Consider the following 15,796-nt stretch of genomic DNA (forward strand, 5'->3'; position numbering starts at 1 on the left):
GGAACTCACGGTTCTCAAGCTACGCCCGCGGGGGCGGGAACCGCGGGACCCCCGGCGCCGCGAACGCCGGGTGCCGACAACTCGCGGGGCTACTGCGTGGCGGGCAGGTGCGGCACGGTCGCGCGCCGGGTGTCCGCGTCGGCGGTCACCTTCTGCCGGGGCTCGTCCTTGTCCTCCGCCGCCACCGGCACGTCCCGCCGGGCGACCAGCTCGCGGAACACCCTGTTGCGCCCGCAGACCGGGCACAGGATGTCGTCGAACGCGGGGTTCAGCACGGGCACCCCGTCCAGGCGGTAGTAGGCCCACACGTCGCCCTCGTTGTCCTCCAGGAACTGCACGTCGTAGTCGGCGGTCCAGGTGTGCCCGCAGTTCGCGCAGCTGAAGCGGTACCGCTCGACGGCGATCTCGACGATCACGGTGGTGTCCTCCGGTCCGAGCCGAGGTGCGCGGTGAGCCAGTCCCACGCCCGGCGCAGGCGGGCCTCGAGCGGGCTCTCCACGGGTTCCTCCTCGGGCTCGTCTTCGCGCTCGGGGCGGGGCCGCGCGGGGTCCGGGTCGTGCAGCTCTTCGCGTGGGACGGCCAGCAGCACACCCCGCTCGTGCAGCGCGGCGATCTGGTCGGCGTCGGCGAACAGGTGCCGGCCCGGCAGCGGCACGGTGTGCACGACGAGCCCTTCGAAGATGTCCGCGACGTCGTCGGCGACGACGTGCTCGACGACGCCGACACGCGCACCGGCGGGGTCGTGGACCGGCGTACCCTCGCGGAGCACGGTGTAGGCGATCGGCCGGCCGAGGTCGTCGGGAACGTTCACGCCCTCGCACCTACCCGGCCGGCCCGCCCGCGAAACCCGGCGCGACCGGGACCGGCCTGCCAGGCCCAGCCGTGCCGGTCCGGCTCGACCTGCCAGGCCGTGGCGGCGGCGTCCCGCGGTGACGGACCGTGGGGGACCGACGGGACCGCGATGAGACTGCGATGAGCCCGCGATGAGGGAGGGCAAGGGATGGCCGACACCGGAACGCTCAACCGCAACGAGTGGCTGGCCGCTTTCGATCGGATGACCTCCGACCACGAGGGCGACGAGGTCACGATCGAGGTGCTGGACCCGACCATCGGCTACGAGCCCGAGGCCGAGCGGATGCCGTTCTCCTACCTCAACTACGACCCGAAGGACGACGTGGTCATCGTCGCCGTCGGCGGCCGGACCCCGCGGTATCCGGTCGTGCTCCGGCACATCGTGTACCGGCCGTCCCGTGTGGACATCGCGGTCGACGAGGTGCCGCAGCCCGCGGTGCGGGTCGTCGAGGAGGACGGCACCACCACGCTGGTGACCTTCTTCCCCGCCGCCGCGTCCTGACCGGGCCGGGGCACCCGTGGCGTGACAGCATGTCCCTCCGTGCCCCCCGATCTCTCCGCCGACCTCTGCGCGCGACTGCGTGACGCATTCCTGACCGCGGGCTACACCGCGGACGGTGTCGTCGCCGCGCTCGGCGTCCAGGCCCACGCCGCGCTCGGCCGCGGCGAGCCGGAGGCCGCCCGCCTCGCCAGCCGCGACGCAGGAGCGCTCGGGACGCTGATCCGGCTGTTCCTGCTGGGCGACGCCGAGCCGGCCGCCGCCGTGCGGGCCGCGCTCGGGCCGGTCGACCTCGACGCGGCGGTGGCGAACGAGATCATCACCCCGGACCGGCGGGCGGGCCTGGACATCCGCCCGTACGAGGACAGCTGGTGGGTGATCGCCGACCTCGACACCGACCTGCGCGGCGGCGCCGTGCCCGAGGACCACGTGCTCGGCGTCGGCCATGCCTCGGTCAGCCTCGCCCGCGCCACCGCGCGCCGCCCGGTCGGCACGCTGCTCGACCTCGGCACCGGCTGCGGCGTCCAGGCACTGCACGCGAGCACGCACGCGCGGCGGATCACGGCCACCGACCTGTCCCCGCGCGCCCTCGCGCTCGCACGGGGCACGTTCCACCTCAACGAGCTGGACGTCGAGCTGGCGCGGGGCGAGTGGTTCGGCCCGGTGCGGGGCCGCCGGTTCGACCAGATCGTGTGCAACCCGCCGTTCGTCGTCGGCCCGCCGCGGGTGGACTACGTCTACCGCGACTCCGGGCTGGGCGGCGACGACGCCAGCGCGCTGGTCGTCGGGCAGCTGCCCGCGTTCCTCACCGAGGGCGGCGTCGGCCAGCTGCTCGCGTCCTGGCTGCACCGCGAGGGCGAGGACTGGGCGGACCGCGTCACGTCGTGGCTGCCGGATGGCGTGGACGGGTGGTTCGTGCAGCGCGACGTCGCCGACCCCGTGCTGTACGTGGGCACGTGGCTGCGGGACGCGGGCGTCGACCCGCGGTCGCCGGAGGGCCGGGAGAAGACGCGGGCGTGGCTCGACTGGTTCGCGGCGAACGGCGTCGAGGGTGTCGGCTTCGGCTACGTCACGCTGCGGCGCACCGGCGAGGCCCGCGCCGAGGTGGTGTGCGAGGACCTGCGGCACGCCTACGACGACCCGCTGGGCCCGGAGGCGGCCCGGTGGCTGGACAGCGTGGCGTGGCTGCGGGACCACGGCGACAAGCTGCTGCGGACGCGGTTCACCGTGCCGCCGACCGTGCTGCTGGAAGAGGTGCGCGAGCCGGGCGAGGACGGCTGGGCGGCGGTGGTGCGCCGGCTGCACCGTACCGACGGCCCGGGCTGGCAGCACGAGGTCGACGAGCCGATCGCGAAGCTGCTCGCCGGCTGCCGCGGCGCGCTCCCGCTCGAAGACCTGCTGGCACTGCTGGAGTTCGCTTACGCCGACCTCGACCCGGCGGCGGCCCTGCCGATCGTGCGCGACCTCGTGCTGCACGGGATGCTGCTCCCGGCCTGACCCGGTCGTGCCGCCGCCCTGACGGTGTCGCCTTCACGGTGTCTTCGTGACCGCGGCCAGCACCAGCTCGATCGGGTGGTGGGCGCGGCGCTCGGTGCCGTGCGCGATCTGCTGGCGGCAGGAGACCCCGGTCGCCGCGATGACGGTGTTCGCCGGCTCGGCCCGGACGGCGGGGAAGAGGCGGTCCTCGCCGATGGTCATCGACACGGCGTAGTGCTCGGCCTCGAAGCCGAACGAGCCCGCCATCCCGCAGCAGCCGGCGTCCAGCTCCACCACCTGCGCGCCGGGAATCCGGCGGAGCAGCGCCACCGTCGCGGCCGTGCCGACGTCGGCCTTCTGGTGGCAGTGGCCGTGGAACAGGATCCGCCGCCCGGCCACCCAGGAGTCCTCGGCCAGCGTGAGGTCGCCGGCGTCGATGGCCTCCGCCAGCAGCTCCTCCACCTGCCGGACGCGGCCGGCGACCTGGCGGGCGCGGTCGTCGTCGGGGAGCAGCGAGAGGGTCTCGTCCCGCAGGGTCAGCAGGCACGACGGCTCGCAGCCCACGATGGGGGAGGTGGTGTCCGCGAGCTGGGCCACGAGGGCGGCGGCCTTGCGGCGCGCGTCGTCGAGGAGTCCCTTGGACAGGCTCGACCGGCCGCAGCAGCCTTCGGCGGCGAGCCGGACGCGGTACCCGGCCAGCTCGAGCAGCTCGACGGCGGCCCGGCCGATCGCGGGCTCGGTGTAGGTGGTGAACGAGTCGGCCAGCAAGGTGACCTCCGAGCGGCCCTGGGCCGGGCGGCGCTTGCGGAACCACACCGCGAGGTTGCGCCGTTCGTAGCGCGGCAGCGGGCGCTTCGCCGTGATGCCGAGGAACCGTTCCATCAGCGCCCGCACGAAACCCAGCCGGTTCGGCAGGTTCGACAGCGGCGCGGTCGCCGAGCCGAGCCGGTTCAGCGAGCGGATCCCGCCGAAGACCCGCGACCGCAGCGGGACGCCGTGCTGGTCGTGCCGGTGCGCCAGCGTCTCGCTCTTCAGCTTCGCCATGTCGACGCCGAGCGGGCACTCGCTCTTGCAGGCCTTGCACATCAGGCACAGGTCCAGCACCTCGTGCAGCCGGTCGTCACCCAGCGCGGCCCGCGGGTCGGGCGCGGACAGCGCGTGCACCAGCGCGTTGGCCCGGCCGCGGGTGGAGTCCTCCTCCAGCCGGGTGGCCATGTAGGACGGACACATCGCGCCGGTCCCGCTCTTGCGGCACAGCCCGATGTTCATGCACCGGTCGGCCGCGCCCCGCATGCCGCCGATCACCTCGAACGACAGCCGCGTCCGGAACGGTTGCGGCGCGGGCAGCGCCGGGTCGCGCAGGTTGTCGGTCATCGCCGGCGCGTCGACGATCTTGCCCGGGTTCATCGTGTCGTCCGGGTCGAACAGCCGCTTCACCTGACGCATCGCCTCGTACAGCTCGGCGCCGAAGATCTCCCGGTTGAACTCGCTGCGCGCCAGGCCGTCGCCGTGCTCGCTGGAGTTGACGCCCCCGTAGGACCGGACCAGGTCCTTGACCTCCTCGGCGACCGACCGCATCGTGGCGACGCCGCCCGGCTCGGTCAGGTCGACGAACGGCCGGATGTGCAGGCAGCCCACCGAGCAGTGGCCGTAGAACCCGGCCCGCAGCCCGTGCCGGTCGAGGATCTCGGCGAACCGGCCGGTGTACTCGGTGAGGTACTTGGGGTCGACGGCGGTGTCCTCGACGAACGCGAGCGGCCGGCGGCTGCCGACGCTGGCGGCCATGAGCAGCCCCAGCCCGGCCTTGCGCACCTTCAGCAGCGCGCCCTGCTGCTCGGGCGTGCCGGCCTCGAGGGTGTGGTAGCCGTGGTTGTGCTTGCGCCACAAGGCGGTGAGCCGGCGCAGGCGCCCGAGCAGCTCCTTCTCGTCGTCGCCGGTGAAGCTGACGAACAGCAGCGCCTCGGGGTCGCCGTGCAGGATCGTGCCGAGCGCGGCGTACTCGATCCGCTCGCGCGACAGGTCGAGGATCGTGCGGTCCATCAGCTCCACGGCGGCCGGGTCGCAGGCCAACGCGTCCTCGGTCGCCGCGATGGCCGCCTGGGTCGAGGTGAAGTGGCCGACCGCGATGACCGTCCGCGGCGGCTTGTCGACGAGGTCGACGAGCGCGCCGGTCGCGACCACCAGCGTGCCTTCCGCGCCGACGACGAACTTCGCGAGGTCGAAGTCCTTGGCGAGCCGGTCGAGCCGGTAACCGCCGGCGCGCCGCCAGAACGGCGGAAAGCCCGTCTCGATCGCGGTCCGGTTGGCCGCGACCAGCTGGGGCAGCTCCCGGTACAGCCGGCCTTCCAGCGTGTCGGCCGCACCGCGGGGCGCCGGGTCGGCGACCGGGCCGAACCGGGCGGCCGAGCCGTCGGACAGCACGACGTCCAGCTCGCGGACGTGGTCGATGGTCATGCCGTAGCGCACCGAGCCGCTGCCGGCGGAGTTGTTGCCGATCATCCCGCCGATCGTCGCCCGGTTGCTGGTCGAGGTGTCCGGGCCGAACATCAGGCCGTGCCCGGCCGCGGCCCGGTTGAGCTGGTCCTGGACGACGCCCGGCTCGACCCGCGCCACCTTCGCCTCGGGGTCCAGCTCGAGGATGCGGCTCAGGTGCCGGGACAGGTCGAGGACCAGCCCGGGCCCGACCGTCTGCCCGGCGAGGCTCGTGCCCGCGCCGCGCGGCACCACCGGCACGCCGAACTCGCGGGCGGCGGCCACGGTCGCGATGACGTCGTCGGTGTCGCGCGGGAACACCACGCCCAGCGGGGTGATCGCGTACATGCTGGCGTCGCGGGCGTAGAGCTGGCGGGTGTAGTCGTCGAACCTGACCTCGCCGCCCAGATCGGCACGCAGCCGCTCGGCAAGCTCGCCCGTCATGCCGACTCCAGCACGCGCAGCGCGGCCCTGACCCCGTCCGCGTCGATCGGCACGCCCGCCAGCTCCAGCCCCATCTGCACGCCGCCGAGGGTGCCGGCGAGCGAGACGTCGTTGAAGTGGCCGAGGTGGCCGATGCGGAACACGCGCCCGGCCAGCCTGCCCAAGCCCGTGCCGAGCGACATGTTGAAGCGGTCGAGAATCAGCGCGCGGATCTTGTCCGCGTCGTGCTCCTCGGGTACCAGGACCGCGGTCAGCACCGGCGAGTGCTCCCGCTCGTCGAGGCTCAGCACCTCCAGGCCCCACGCCCGCACGGCCGCCCGGGTGGCCGCGGCGTGCCGGCGGTGCCGGGCGAACACCTGGGGCAGCCCTTCCTCGCGCAGCAGCGCCAGGCTCTCCCGCAGCCCGTACAGCAGGTTCGTCGCCGGGGTGTAGGGGAAGTAGCCGCGCTCGTTCGCGGCCAGGATCGGGCGCCAGTCCCAGTAGGCGCGGGGGAACGAGGCGGTCTTCGCCGCCCGCAACGCCTTCTCGCTCACCGCGTTGAAGCCCAGGCCCGGGGGCAGCAGCAAACCCTTCTGCGAGCAGGAGACCGTGACGTCCACCCCCCACTCGTCGTGCCGGTAGTCGATCGACCCGAGCGAGGAGACGGTGTCCACGAGCAGCAGCGCCGGGTGGCCCGCCTCGTCGATCGCGCGCCGGATCTCCGCGATGCGGCTGGTCACCCCGGTCGACGTCTCGTTGTGCACCACGCAGACCGCCTTGACCGTGGGGTCGGCCGCGAGCTTGGCCCGGACCACCGCCGGGTCGACGCCGTGGCGCCAGTCGCCGGGGACGAAGGCGACGTCGAGACCGAGGTTGCCGGCCAGGTCCCGCCACAGGGCGGCGAAGTGGCCGGTCTCGAAGGCCAGCACCCGGTCGCCGGGGCTCAGCGTGTTGACCAGCGCGGCCTCCCACGCGCCGGTGCCCGACGACGGGTAGACGACCACCGGGCCGGCGGTGCCGAACACGGGCTTCACCGCCGCGAGCACGTCGTCGGTGAGCGCCGCGAAGTCCGGGCCGCGATGGTCGATCGTGGGTGCGGAAATCGCCCGCAGTACCCGGTCCGGAACATTTGTCGGGCCGGGAATTTGCAGGAAATGCCGGCCGGCCGAGTATGGCATCGCCAACTCCTGTCGGTTCTCGTGAACTATTGACTAGCAATTGTGTGTCAGGTCATACTTCGTCCGTCTCGCGAGCCGCCGCCGCCTCGGGGAGTTTCTATGTCCCAACAGGTTCTGTCCATCATTGTGCTAGCCCTCATCGTTCTCGTCGCCACGATCCGCTCCGTGAACATGGGAGCCGTCGCCTTTCTCGGTGCATTCCTCGTCGGCACTCTCATATTTCACGAGAGCAAGGACGACATCTTCTCCGGCTTTCCCGGTGACCTCTTCGTGGTATTGGTCGGGGTCACCCTGCTGTTCGCCATCGCCAAGGCCAACGGCACCGTCGACTGGCTCATTCACATGGGCGTCCGCGCGGTCAAGGGCCGGATCGCCTTCATTCCATGGGTGATGTTCCTGGTCACCAGCCTGCTGACCATGGTGGGCGCCGTCGTGCCCGGCGCGGTCGCGATCATGGCGCCGGTCGGCATGACCTTCGCCGTGCGCCACCGCATCAACCCGATGCTGATGGGGTTGCTCATCATCAACGGCGCCAGCGCGGGCGGCTTCTCGCCGATCGGCGTGTTCGGCGTCATCACCAACGGCGTCGTCGAGCGGAGCGGGCTGCCCGGCAACCCCATCCTGCTGTGGGTCAGCTCCTTCCTGTTCAACGCGCTGCTCAGCGTCGTCGTCTTCCTGCTGTTCGGCGGCCGGGAGCTGCTGAGCCGGCGGGCCGAGGTGGTCGAGGGCGTCACCCTCGACCCCGACCCCGAGCCCGCCCCCGAGCCCGAGCCGGCCGGCGCCGGAAGCGGCGGCGCCGCCGTGACCACCCGGCCCGCCACGACCATCGCCGCGACCGGGATCACCACGCTCAACCCGCAACGCGTGGCCACGCTCGCCGGCCTGCTCGTGCTCGTGGCCGGCGCGCTCGTCTTCGACATCGACGTCGGTCTGCTCGCGCTGAGCATCGCGACGGTGATCTGCCTGCTCTTCCCCGCCGGCGCGAAAGCCGCGGTCGCGGAGGTCGCGTGGCCCACCGTGCTGCTCATCGCCGGGGTGGTGACCTACGTGAGCATGATGGACCGCGAGGGCACGATCACGATGCTCGGCGACAGCGTCGCGAACATCGGGGTGGCGCTGCTGGCCGCGTTCGTGATCTGCCTGATCGGCGGCGCGGTGTCCGCGTTCGCGTCGACGACCGGGATCCTGGGCGCGCTCATCCCGCTGGCCGTGCCGTTCCTGCTCACCGGTCAGGTCGGCGCGGTGGGCCTGATCATCGCGCTGGCCATCTCGTCCTCGGTGGTCGACTCCTCGCCGTTCTCGACCAGTGGCGCGCTCACCGTCGCGAGCAGCCCCGAGGACGTCCGGGACCGGGTGTTCCGCGGGCTGATGGTCTGGGGCCTGTGCATGATCATCGTCGCGCCGGTGCTCGCCTGGACGATCTTCGTGTTGCCCGGCTGGCTGTGAGCCGGTCCTGCTTACACTGCGGGAATGAGTGAGGGAATGCGCACCGTCCTCTCGGCCTTCCGGGTGCTCGAGGAGGTGGCCTTCACCCAGCCGGCCGGAGTGGGGGAGCTCGCCAGGAAGCTGCGCATGCCGAAGACAACGGTGCAGCGGGCGCTCCAGACACTGTGGACGGCCGGCTGGATCTGCCCGGACGGTGCGGAGACCACCCGGTGGGTGCTCACCACCCGGGCGCTGTACATCGGACAGCACGCGATCCCGGACCTCGGGGTCCGGGACGCGGCGCTGCCGATCATGCGGGAGCTGCGCAAGGAGACCGGCGAGACCGCGCACCTGATGGTGCTGCAGGAGAACCGGGCGGTGCTGATCGAGCGGGTCGAGACCGAGCACCCGATCCGCGCGGTCATCGCCCTCGGCAGCGCGGTGCCGCTGCACGGCTCGTCCAACGGCAAGGCGATGCTCGCGTACCGGCCGGCCGACGAGGTCCGGGCCATCATCGGCGCCCGCCTCGAACGGCACACCGACAAGACCATTGTGGACTGGGACGAGTTCTTCGCCGAGCTCGGCCGGGTCCGGGCGCGCGGCTACGCCACGAACGTGGGGGAGTGGCGCAGCGACATCGCGGCCGTCGCGTCGCCGGTCTTCGACCACGAGGGCGTGACGTCGGCGAGCCTGTCCATCTCCGCGCCCGGCAGCCGGATGCCCGAGGGGCTCAGGGCGTCCTACGGCGCGCTGGTGACCGAGGCGGCCCAGCGGGTCAGCGCGACGCTCGGCTACCGGCGCCCGCCCGACGCGGAGTGACCTCATCGCCTCACCGCCCGCGCCACCGCGGCGGGCGCTTCTCGAGGAACGCGCTGACGCCCTCCCGGAAGTCGTCGCTGCCGTAGCACAGCGAGATCAGGTCCTCGTCCGGCGGCAGCGGGTGCTCGCGCAGCCGCCGCAACGCGGTCTTGCTGGCCCGCATCGTCAGCGGCGCGTGCCCGGCGAGCTGGGTGCACAGCTCGGCGAGGCTCGTGTCGGCGTCGGTGACCAGCTCCGTGGCGAGCCCGATCCGGACGGCCTCCGCGCCGTCGACGAACCCGGCCGTGTAGATCAGGTGCAGCGTCCGGGCGGTGCCGATCAGGTGCGCCAGCCGGGCGTAGGTCGGCATCGACACGCAGTTGCCGAGCGTCCGCGCGATCGGCAGCCCGAACCGCGCGCCCGGCGTGCAGAGCCGCAGGTCGCACGCCGCCGCGATGCCCAGCCCGCCGCCGGTCGCGTAACCCTCGACGACCGCGACGGTCGGCACGCCCACCTGCTCCAGCCGCCCGAGCACCGACTCGATGCGCCGCTCGTAGGCGATGCCGTCCGCGACGCCGCGGAAGTCGCGGAAGTGGTTGATGTCGGTGCCCGCCACGAACGCCTTGCCCCCCGCGCCACGCACGACCGCGACCCGGACCTCGGGGCTGTCGTCGACCCGCGCGCAGAAGTCGGCCAGGGCCTCGTACATCGCCATGGTCATCGCGTTGCGTGCCGCGGGCCGGTTGACGGTGGCCGTCGCGACCGGCCCGGCGAAGTCCACGATCAGGTCGCTCATGACTCCCCCTCGCAGGCTCGGTCGAGCCGCTCGCGGTCGCCCTGTGACACTGATTCGCTCGCAAGCTCGCTCATGCCACGGACCCCCTGGCGCGCAGGGCATCGATCTCGTCGTCGGAGTAGCCGGCCGCGTGCAGGATCTCGGCGGTGTGCTCGCCGAGCGCCGGCGGGACCCGCCGGATCGTGCCGGCCGTCTCGCTCAGCTTCACCGGGATGCCGAGCGCGCGAACCCGGCCCTCGACCGGATGGTCCAGCTCCACGACCATCTCGCGGGCGAGCGTGTGCGGGTCCGCGCAGGACTGCTGGTAGTCCCGGATCGGCCCGGCCGGGACGCCGGCGTCGAGCAGCCGCTCGACCCAGTCGTCGGTGTCGCGTTCGGACAGTGCGCGGCCCAGCTCCGCGGACAGTGCCGCCCGGTTGCGGACGCGGTCGGCGTTGGTGGCGAACCGCGGGTCGTCGAGGAGGTCGGGGCGCTCGAGCACCGCGCAGAGCCGGGCCCACAGCCGCGTGTTGTTCGCGCCGATCGTGAGGAAGCCGTCCCGGGTCGGGAACGCCTCGTACGGCGCGTTCACCCGGTGCGCGGAGCCGAGCCGGCCGGGCGCCTTCCCGGTGGCCCACAGCTCCGCGGTCTCCCACACGGACATGGCGAGCGCCGCGTCGTAGAGCGAGGTGTCGACGGCCTGGCCGCGCCCGGTGATCGTGCGGGACAGGCAGGCGCTGAGGATCCCGACCGCGCACAGCAGGCCGGCGGACAGGTCGGCGACGGGCACCCCGCACTTGACCGGGGTGCCCGTCGCGTCGCCGGTGACGCTCATGATCCCGGACATCGCCTGCGCGATGAGGTCGTAGCCGGGCCGCGCCGCGTACGGCCCGGTCTGCCCGAAGCCGGAGATCGACGCGTACACGAGGCGGTCGTTGATCTCCCGCAGCGCCGGGTAGTCCACGCCCAGCCGTGCCGCGACGCCGGGCCGGAAGCTCTCCACCACCACGTCGGCCGAGGCGACGAGGCGGCGGAAGGCGGCCAGCCCGGCGGCGGTGCGCAGGTCGATCGCGATGCTCCGCTTGTTCCGGTTCACCGCGAGGAACGCGGCGCTCTCCCCGTGCGGCAACCGGTGTCCGGTGGCCTCGCGGGTGGCGTCACCGCGCTCGATGGGCTCGACCTTGATCACGTCGGCGCCGAGATCGCCGAGCAGCTGGCAGCAGAACGGCCCGGCCATCACCTGGCTCAGGTCGATGACCGTGAGGTGCTCCAGTGCGAGAGCCATCGTCCCCCTGCCGATCGAGCCCCGCTAGCGGTTGTGCCGCGTAGCGGAACGGACCACGTACAGTGGAACACCGACCTTACGATCCCGGCTCTCCGCGGGTCAAGCCGCGCTCACCTCAGGAGTAGAGCTCCACCTCGCTCACCGTCGACGAGCCGACGACCCGCACCTGCGTGACGGTCGCGTCGACCTTCTGGTAGCTCAGGCAGAAGCCCTTGATGTCGTCGAACCGGGCGATCTCGCGCCACTGGCCGTCGACGAGGCCCTCCACGCGGGCGTCGGAGGTCACGCCGTACTCGAGCCGCAGGCCGATCTCCTTCAGCCGGCGCGGCTGGGCGAACGACGCGCGTCCCGTGGTGAGCGCCAGCTTCGCGCCGGCGGCCGGCCGGGTGACCGTGATGAACTTCTTCCACACGCGGTACTTGTTGTCGACGGTGAACCCGCTGTCGCCGGCCGGGCAGCCCCACGACGGCGCGCAGTTGTCCCCGACGACGATCACCCGGTCGGCGGCGACGGCGGCGTGGTTCCCGTTGCCCGACGAGCCGTGGTACGGGTTGCCGCTCGACGGGTAGTTGACGTAGGTGCGGCGGGCCTGGATGAAGCTGTTGCCGCCGTCGGTGGAGATCGCGAACCAGTTGTCGGGCCGGCCGAACCGCAGGGTCATGGCGCCGTTGCCGAGCAGCACGAGGCTGGGGGAGACGCCGTAGCGGCGGACGCCGTCGGAGCCGGGGCGGATCGAGTAGCCGGGGTCGTAGGAGATCGGCAGCACCTTGTGGCCGGTCCACGTCTGGCCGTTGGCGGACCGCGCGGTGATCAGCTTGATGTGCTTGCGCGAGGACCCGGCCGGCACGACCTCGTCCTGGGTGACGACGGCGACCATCTCGCCGTTCGGCGCCCACGCGATGCCGGCCTCGTTGTACTGCTGCGTCGCCGACGACTGGATGATCGGGCCGTAGCGGGTCCAGGTGACGCCCTTGTCGCGGCTGATGGCGACCTCGGTGCGGGTGCCGGGATCGCCGGTGTACCGCGTGTAGTAGGAGAGGTAGAGGTTGCCGGCCGCGTCGGAGATCATGCCCTGGTTGACCCGGAGCCCGCGGTTCATGCCGCCCCAGGTCAAGCCGGACGTGGTGGTCAGCGTCGAGGCGACCGGGGTCCACGACACCCCGTCGTTGGTGGACTTCTTGACGCGCAGGTTCACCGACGTGGTGCTGGCGACGGAGACCGGGATGAAGGCGACGTCGAGCAGCGAGCCGTCCTTGAGCCGGGTGGTGGTCGAGAACGAGGTGTCGCCGGTCGAGTAGCCGGTGGGGAACGTCTGGCCGCCGTCGGTGGAGCGCTTGCGGCCGATGACGGGGTCGGCCGAGCCGACGTCGGGGTTCTTGGACCAGGCGTACATGACGGTCTGGCCCATCGCGGAGACGCCGGGGTTACCGGTGATCGAGCCGTCGGCCGGACCGTTCTCGACGGTGACGGCCGGGGTCTGGGACCAGCCCCACGCGGCTGCGGCGGCCGGCGGCGCGGCCTGCCCTGGGATGGGAACGGAGATGATCGCGGCGGCGGTGGCGGCGACAGCGGCCCCGCTGATTAGTCGTGCCCTCATGATCACCAGCGTGGGCCAGGGCCCTAACACCACGCTAACAAGTTCGATGGCCGCAAGGTTTCGCGGCAAACGAGCAAACTTTTGCTCAGAAGTTGCACTCTTTTGGCGGTGTCAGACATATGATGTGGCTCACATTATCGATCGAGCCCTGCGATCCGATCGACCGACGAACGCTCCGCCGACCCACGGAACGGGACCCACCATGCGAAGAAGCCCGAGGTGGCGTGCCGCCGCCTGCGCCGGTCTGCTCGTCGTCACCAGCATGGTGACCGTGCTCGCGACGGCTCCCGCCGGGGCACACCCGGTGACCGCCGCCGACTTCCAGCAGGTGGAGTTGGCCCGGGGGGTGGGCGAAATGGGCGAGCCGATGTCGCTCGCCGTCCTGCCCGATCGGTCGGTCCTGCACACCGCTCGCAGCGGCACGCTGCGCCGCACCGACGCGTCGGGCACCACCTCGGTGATCGGCACGCTGCCGGTGTACTCCCACGACGAGGAGGGCCTGCAGGGCGTCGGCGTGGATCCCGGCTTCGCCACCAACCGGTTCATCTACCTCTACCATGCCCCGCCACTGTCCACTCCGGCCGGTGACGCACCGGCCGGCGGCACGGACTTCTCCGCCTGGAACGGCGTGAACCGGTTGTCCCGCTTCACCCTCAACGCCGACTACACCCTCAACCTGGCCAGCCAGGTGGCCGTGCTCGACGTGCCCGCCAGCCGCGGCATCTGCTGCCACGTCGGCGGGGACATCGACTTCGACGCCGCCGGCAACCTCTACCTGACGACGGGCGACGACACCAACCCGTTCGACTCGAGCGGCTACTCGCCGATCGACGAGCGGGCCGACCGCAACCCCGCCTACGACGCCCAGCGCAGCGCCGCCAACACGAACGACCTGCGCGGCAAGGTGTTGCGCATCAAGGTGAACGCGAACGGCACGTACTCCGTCCCGGCCGGCAACCTGTTCGCGCCCGGCACCGCGCGCACCCGCCCGGAGATCTACGCGATGGGCTTCCGCAACCCGTTCCGCATGAGCGTGGACAAGGCGACCGGCGTGGTCCACCTCGGCGACTACGGCCCGGACGCCGGGTCGGCCAGCGCCACCCGGGGTCCCGGCGGGCAGGTCGAGTTCAACCGGATCACCTCGGCCGGCAACTACGGCTGGCCCTACTGCACCGGCTCGAACACCACCGGCGAGACCTACGTCGACTTCACGTTCCCGTCCGGCCCGTCCGGCGCCCGCTTCGACTGCGCCGCCCCGGTCAACAACTCCCCGCACAACACCGGGCTCACCACGCTCCCCGCCGCGCGAGCGGCGTGGATCTCCTACGACGGCTGCTCGGTCCCCGCGTTCGGCTGCGGCTCGGAGTCGCCGATGGGCGGCCCCGTCTACCACTACGACCCGAACCTGAACTCCTCGGTGAAGTTCCCCGCCCTGCTGGACGGGCACGTCTTCCTCGGCGAGTACGGCCGCCGGTGGCTGCGCACCGCGCACGTCGGCGCCGACGGCACGGTCGGGCAGCTCGACACCTTCCCGTGGACCGGCACCCAGGTCATGGACCTGGCGTTCGGCCCGGACGGCGCGCTGTACGTGCTGGACTACGGCACCGGCAGCTTCGGCGGCGACGCCAACTCCGCGCTGTACCGCATCGAGTACAACCCGGGTGGCAACCGGGCACCCACGGCGGTGGCCGGCGCGAACCGGACCTCCGGCCCGGCGCCGCTGACGGTGAGCTTCTCCTCGGCCGGCTCGGCGGACCCCGAGGGCGGGGCGCTGACCTACCTGTGGGACTTCGGCGACGGCACCACCTCCACCGCCGCCAACCCGACCAAGACCTACTCCGCCAACGGCCAGCGCACGGCGACGCTGACGGTCACCGACCCGGGCGGGCGAACGGGCAACGCCAGCGTCGTGATCACCGTCGGCAACACCGCGCCGGCGGTCGCCCTCAGCACGCCGGTCGACGGGTCCACGTTCAGCTTCGGGGACACCGTGCCGTACACGATCACGGTGACCGACCCGGAGGACGGCACGATCGACTGCACGAGGGTCACGCTGACCTACGTGCTCGGCCACGACAGCCACGGCCACCCGATCACCTCGAAGACCGGCTGCTCCGGCACGATCACCATCCCGGTCGACGGCGAGCACGACACCGCGGCGAACCTGTACGCGGTGTTCGACGCCGAGTACACCGACCGCGGCGCGAACGGCCAGCCCGCGCTGACCACCCACGCGCAGAACCGGTTGCAGCCGGCGCACCGCCAGGCCGAGCACTACAGCGGCCAGTCCGGCACGAGCCTGATCGACAAGGCCGCCGCCGAGGGTGGCCGGACCGTCGGCGACATCACCAACGGCGACTGGATCGCGTTCCAGCCCTACGCGCTCGGTGGCGTCGACCGGATCTCCGCGCGGGTGTCCTCCGGCGGGTCCGGCGGCACGCTGACCGTGCGGGCCGGCTCGGCGACCGGCACGGTGCTCGGCTCCATGGCCGTACCGGTGACCGGCGGCTGGGAGACCTTCGCCGACGTGTCCACGAGCCTGTCCGGCGCCCCGGCGGGAACCACGACGCTGTACCTGACCTTCTCCGGCGGCACCGGCGCGCTGTTCGACGTGGACGCGTTCACGCTGTCCCGGGCGACCGGCCAGGGGCCGATCCGGGGGAGCGGCCGGTGCGTCGACATCGCGGGGGCCGCCACCGCGGACGGCACCAACGTCCAGCTCTACGACTGCAACGCGACCGCCGCGCAGACGTGGACGGTCAGCGGCGCGACCCTGCGCGCCCTGGGCAAGTGCATGGACGTCGCCGGTGGCGCCACCGCGGACGGCACCCGGGTGCAGCTGTGGACCTGCAACGGATCCGGCGCCCAGAACTGGGCCACCCAGGCCGACGGCACCCTGCGCAACCCGCAGTCCGCCAAGTGTCTCAACCCCGCCGGCGGCAACACCGCCGGCGGCACGCAGTTGGTCATCTCCCCCTGCACCGGCGCCGCGAGCCAGCGCTGGACCCTGCCCTGA

Annotated in this window: 12 protein-coding genes; 5 read left to right on the plus strand and 7 right to left on the minus strand. The window is 72.4% G+C overall.

Annotated features, from left to right (window positions below; translation table 11 throughout):
• Nucleotides 1-89 precede the first annotated feature (89 nt).
• A complete protein-coding gene (locus tag VGD70_RS08600) occupies nucleotides 90-416 on the minus strand; it encodes a hypothetical protein (RefSeq protein ID WP_331079878.1) in 327 nt (108 codons plus the stop codon).
• The gene (locus VGD70_RS08605) at nucleotides 413-811 is read right to left on the minus strand and encodes a PRC-barrel domain containing protein (RefSeq protein WP_331079880.1); all 399 of its coding nucleotides are present in this window, start codon (nucleotides 809-811) and stop codon (nucleotides 413-415) included. Before VGD70_RS08605 ends, VGD70_RS08600 begins: the two co-directional genes overlap by 4 nt.
• A gap of 189 nt (nucleotides 812-1,000) precedes the next feature.
• Here VGD70_RS08605 and VGD70_RS08610 point away from each other — a divergent pair, with 189 nt between their 5' ends.
• Nucleotides 1,001-1,354, plus strand: coding sequence for a DUF5335 family protein (locus tag VGD70_RS08610; protein ID WP_331079882.1), 354 nt, complete (start codon nucleotides 1,001-1,003; stop codon nucleotides 1,352-1,354).
• Nucleotides 1,355-1,393: 39 nt separating this feature from the next.
• Nucleotides 1,394-2,848, plus strand: a complete 1,455-nt coding sequence (locus VGD70_RS08615) for a class I SAM-dependent methyltransferase (RefSeq protein ID WP_331079884.1) — start codon at nucleotides 1,394-1,396, stop codon at nucleotides 2,846-2,848.
• A gap of 33 nt (nucleotides 2,849-2,881) precedes the next feature.
• Here VGD70_RS08615 and VGD70_RS08620 read toward each other — a convergent pair whose 3' ends face one another.
• A complete protein-coding gene (locus tag VGD70_RS08620; RefSeq protein ID WP_331079886.1) occupies nucleotides 2,882-5,743 on the minus strand; it encodes an FAD-binding and (Fe-S)-binding domain-containing protein in 2,862 nt (953 codons plus the stop codon).
• Nucleotides 5,740-6,900 carry a pyridoxal-phosphate-dependent aminotransferase family protein gene (locus VGD70_RS08625; protein ID WP_331079888.1) on the minus strand — a complete coding sequence of 387 codons (1,161 nt, stop codon included), beginning with the start codon at nucleotides 6,898-6,900 and terminating at the stop codon, nucleotides 5,740-5,742. Before VGD70_RS08625 ends, VGD70_RS08620 begins: the two co-directional genes overlap by 4 nt.
• 99 nt (nucleotides 6,901-6,999) lie before the next feature.
• On the opposite strand from VGD70_RS08625, the gene VGD70_RS08630 reads away from it, so the two are divergent.
• Together VGD70_RS08630 and VGD70_RS08635 are read left to right on the plus strand one after the other, a co-directional pair.
• A complete protein-coding gene (locus tag VGD70_RS08630) occupies nucleotides 7,000-8,346 on the plus strand; it encodes an SLC13 family permease (RefSeq protein WP_331079890.1) in 1,347 nt (448 codons plus the stop codon).
• A 24-nt stretch (nucleotides 8,347-8,370) separates the two neighbouring features.
• Nucleotides 8,371-9,144, plus strand: a complete 774-nt coding sequence (locus VGD70_RS08635; protein WP_331079892.1) for an IclR family transcriptional regulator — start codon at nucleotides 8,371-8,373, stop codon at nucleotides 9,142-9,144.
• A 10-nt stretch (nucleotides 9,145-9,154) separates the two neighbouring features.
• Here the strand turns inward: VGD70_RS08635 and VGD70_RS08640 are convergent, their stop codons facing one another.
• The 3 genes from VGD70_RS08640 to VGD70_RS08650 form a co-directional block, all read right to left on the minus strand.
• Nucleotides 9,155-9,919 (minus strand): enoyl-CoA hydratase/isomerase family protein, encoded by a 765-nt coding sequence (locus VGD70_RS08640; RefSeq protein WP_331079894.1) that lies wholly within the window; start codon nucleotides 9,917-9,919, stop codon nucleotides 9,155-9,157.
• Between the two features lie 70 nt (nucleotides 9,920-9,989).
• Nucleotides 9,990-11,183, minus strand: a complete 1,194-nt coding sequence (locus VGD70_RS08645) for a CoA transferase (RefSeq protein ID WP_331079895.1) — start codon at nucleotides 11,181-11,183, stop codon at nucleotides 9,990-9,992.
• Between the two features lie 115 nt (nucleotides 11,184-11,298).
• Nucleotides 11,299-12,780 carry a sialidase family protein gene (locus VGD70_RS08650; protein ID WP_331079897.1) on the minus strand — a complete coding sequence of 494 codons (1,482 nt, stop codon included), beginning with the start codon at nucleotides 12,778-12,780 and terminating at the stop codon, nucleotides 11,299-11,301.
• A 202-nt stretch (nucleotides 12,781-12,982) separates the two neighbouring features.
• On the opposite strand from VGD70_RS08650, the gene VGD70_RS08655 reads away from it, so the two are divergent.
• Nucleotides 12,983-15,796, plus strand: a complete 2,814-nt coding sequence (locus VGD70_RS08655) for a PQQ-dependent sugar dehydrogenase (protein ID WP_331079899.1) — start codon at nucleotides 12,983-12,985, stop codon at nucleotides 15,794-15,796.

It is taken from the genome of Actinophytocola sp. (genome assembly GCF_036402745.1).
Taxonomy (GTDB): Bacteria; Actinomycetota; Actinomycetes; order Mycobacteriales; family Pseudonocardiaceae; genus Actinophytocola.